The 3,391-nt window shown below is 45.5% G+C and carries 5 protein-coding genes; 3 read left to right on the top strand and 2 right to left on the bottom strand.

Going from position 1 to position 3,391, the window contains the following annotated elements; translation table 11 throughout:
* The 3 genes from nhaD to ACRCZA_RS11585 form a co-directional block, all read left to right on the top strand.
* On the top strand, positions 1 to 621 hold a 621-nt coding region (gene nhaD, locus ACRCZA_RS11575; protein ID WP_438674587.1), incomplete at its 5' end, for a sodium:proton antiporter NhaD.
* Between the two features lie 164 nt (positions 622 to 785).
* Positions 786 to 1,529: a winged helix-turn-helix domain-containing protein gene (locus tag ACRCZA_RS11580; protein WP_438674588.1), complete on the top strand. Its 744-nt coding sequence runs from the start codon at positions 786 to 788 to the stop codon at positions 1,527 to 1,529.
* Positions 1,522 to 2,106 carry a hypothetical protein gene (locus ACRCZA_RS11585; RefSeq protein ID WP_438674589.1) on the top strand — a complete coding sequence of 195 codons (585 nt, stop codon included), beginning with the start codon at positions 1,522 to 1,524 and terminating at the stop codon, positions 2,104 to 2,106. Before ACRCZA_RS11580 ends, ACRCZA_RS11585 begins: the two co-directional genes overlap by 8 nt.
* Before the next feature lie 87 nt (positions 2,107 to 2,193).
* Here ACRCZA_RS11585 and ACRCZA_RS11590 read toward each other — a convergent pair whose 3' ends face one another.
* A complete protein-coding gene (locus ACRCZA_RS11590; RefSeq protein WP_438674590.1) occupies positions 2,194 to 2,715 on the bottom strand; it encodes a hypothetical protein in 522 nt (173 codons plus the stop codon).
* A 10-nt stretch (positions 2,716 to 2,725) separates the two neighbouring features.
* On the bottom strand, positions 2,726 to 3,391 hold a 666-nt coding region (locus ACRCZA_RS11595; protein WP_438674591.1), incomplete at its 5' end, for a cytochrome C.

Here is a 3,391-nt window from a genome sequence, read left to right on the forward strand (position 1 = left end):
GTATGTGTGCACTCGTTTCTCGGTATGCCTCCAGTGCTTGGGATGATGACGGGTTTAGGTTTGTTACAATTTTTTGGCTATTACCTGCGCCTAACCTTTGATCGCACTTTAGTGCGTGAGCGTAAAAAAGCCTTGCTAAGAAAGGATGAAGCACGTCTTGAGCAGTTAGGCAGCATTGTGCCCTTCGATGTGTTTAGCCGTATATCGCGGGCAGAATGGGATACCCTGTTGTTCTTTTACGGTGTTGTGCTTTGTGTGGGAGGGCTGGGCTTTATGGGCTATTTGAGTGTGGTGTCGACGGCCTTGTATTCCTATTGGGATGCTACCTATGCCAACGTCGCAATTGGTCTGCTGTCCTCGGTAGTAGATAACATTCCGGTGATGTTTGCGGTGCTCACCATGGAACCGGATATGGCGTTAGGCCAATGGTTGCTGGTGACGTTGACTGCGGGCGTGGGCGGCAGTTTATTGTCCATAGGGAGTGCGGCTGGGGTGGCGTTAATGGGACAGGCTCGTGGTATTTACACTTTTGGCGCCCATTTGCGCTGGACTCCGGTTATCGCTTTAGGCTATGGCGCGAGTATTTTGGTGCACCTATGGTTAAATGCGGCGATATTTTAAACTTAAATGAAACAATCTGTATCATTTGGTGTTTTTAGCATGAAATATTTTATTGATGAAATTCACAGTTTATTTCACTACTAATTGTGAGTTAATCTAGATCACAGTGAAAACGATTTGTTATAGGTATACTTGGCCCATTATTTTTTGAATTAAGGGCCAAGATGCAAATAGGGTGTTGTTGGTTTCGGGTGCAAGAACAGCAACTGCTCAATCAAGTGTCTGAGCGTTGTTGGGATCTTGAGCCGGATGAATTTCAAGTTATTCAGTATTTAATTGAGTATCAGGGTAAGGTTGTTTCTCGAGTCGAGTTGATACAAATACTGACACAGTATTATCGAGGGAGTCGTCCTTCGGAGCGCCTTGAGCAAATTATCCATCGATTTAGGCAGTTTTTAGGGGAGGAGCATGCTTCCTACCTTGGGAAAATGTCCGATCAGGGTTATGTGCTTTATAATAAGCCGATTAAAAAATCAACGGGCATACTGGGGACGCCCTTTATTAAAGTAGAGCCTTTACCGTTTTTTTTACTATTGTTTTTGGGATTAATGACGCTGTGCGTCTTTGCTAGTCGTATCACGAATCCTACCTCGATCAGTCCCAATTTTAGTCATCAATTTACCTTCGCGAATGACAGGGTCGCCGAAATTTCTTTTTACACCGGTAAGCAAAAAATGCAGACGATTAAACCCTTTGCCAAGCAAATGATATCTCAGGTTGCAGCTTGTGCGGCAGTGCCGTGGCAATCCATCTCAGTGTCTGTATCTAACGGCCAAAATATGCTCACTATTTTTTTAGACGATAAAACTCAAAAGGCGAATCACAAAATTATTAAACTCTTCTCTGATGATTTTAACGCCGATATTTTAGATGAGCACTGGTTAAAGAAGGTGGGTATTTGTGACTAAGTGGCATGTTATCACTGCTGGGCTAAAGCGCATTCGTTTATGGCATTGTTTGGCGGCAGTTTTTATTGGTACGATTCTGTTTTTATTGATAAATAATGATATCGGAGGCGAAGATACTCTGGATTTAAGTTGTTATGCGGAGTTATATTCCTCCCCTTTTGTGGTCGATGAAACGCTCACCTTCAAAAAGACGTTAACACTCGATATTAAGCTTGAAGGCGATGACATTAAACTGGCATACCATTATGGGAGAGGCGGGAAAACGCTTGCCTCGATTGTTTATCACGGTGAGTCATTGGCATTTGAAGCCGGTACCATGACCTATAAACTGCAAGTGGATACGGCAAGTGTCAAAATGGATTTGTTGCAAGTCGATTTACCTGGGCCAATCCAAGATGCGGTGAATAAGTCTCGGGGGGTATTAGTGAAGGACGGTGTGATTACCTTTGATATGCAAATTGTTGATTTTGACACCATAAATGATTTTACCTTGGTGAAGTTTAAGCCAAGCGGTTCTTTTTGGGCATGTCGCTCCAATCGCGCAGCGTTAATCAAAGAGTTTGCTGCGGTTTTTTAATCTCAGCTTGACCGAGACCGATTAACTCCGGCCGTCGCAGTGATATATTACTGCGACGGCCGGATCTTTTTAGGCGCTAATCACTGATTACCGCGGCGCTACCGTGATTAAATCAAGCTGATTTTGGGCTTTCGCGCCGTATATTTGTATTGCGACTTTAATGTGTGACACAAGCTTGTTTGGATCGTGTTGCTGCCAATCAAGCCCCGCTATTTCAAACTGATACTGACCATTTTTTATCTCGGTCAATTTACCACTACATTCTCCTTTGCTCTGGCAGCGGTAGTTTTGGGTCACATGCCAACGTTTCCATGCTTTAGGATGTGACGACGGTTTACTCTTGTCTGGAAAGCCAAAGAAGTAAATGTCGTAGTTTTTAGCGGCAGTGATCGCCGTTTGCGATGCATCTGCCAGCGAAAATAATACGGTGCCGGTATCGGGCTCAAATTGCTCTACGATCAGATTAATCTGTGTCGCTTCGTCAATATTCACGGTTTTTTCGACTGGCGGCGGTGGTGTAGGTGTACTTTCCTCGGCGTGGTTATCGTCACTACCACAGCCTACAAGGGCAAGTGTGCCTAGGGTCAATGCAAGTAATGGGTATTTCATCACTGCCTCCTTAATTGAAATGTCCAGTGTGGCAAGTGGTACATTCCATATCGGTTTTCACGCTTGCTGCGGATCCAAACATGTCTGCACTACCATGGCAGGTTTGACAGGTTTGCGCTTCTGGTGACGGTTTGCTGCTGGGTAACGCGCCAATATTTTCCCCTTGATAGGCGCGGTTTAAGAGTTCAACGAGGTGGTACGCCATCGAGGCTGACAAGCGGTAACAACGTTCACCTTTTTTAGCGAAGGGCAGGCCTGATGCTTTGGACCAGTTACTGATCGAGGAATGGCACAGTACGCTGTTGGCTTTAGACGAGCTACCGACAAGGGCGGTTTTTTCGGGTGTTGAGCCGATGCCGCTGACAAATTCTGCTGAAGAGAGTGGCAAGCTCTCATTTTCATAGTAGCGAAACGTGTGGGCAATGACTGCGCTATTTTGGCCGTTAATATCGTCAAGAATGTTAACTATCATCCCGATAGCATTGAGATTACCACAGAGCGTGCCTTGGCCTACCACGCCTGCAAATCCATAGCCTGCGAGGGCGGTGGGAATCGTTTTAAACTTATCAGCGTCGACGCTGCTAGATTGGCTCAGTAAGGTGATAACGGAGTGGAATACTTGATGCATACAGCCGCCACCGGTTTGATAGGCGAGTTTGGCAGCCTGCATGGGATC

It is taken from the genome of Shewanella sp. (assembly GCF_051658185.1).
Taxonomy (GTDB): Bacteria; Pseudomonadota; Gammaproteobacteria; order Enterobacterales; family Shewanellaceae; genus Shewanella.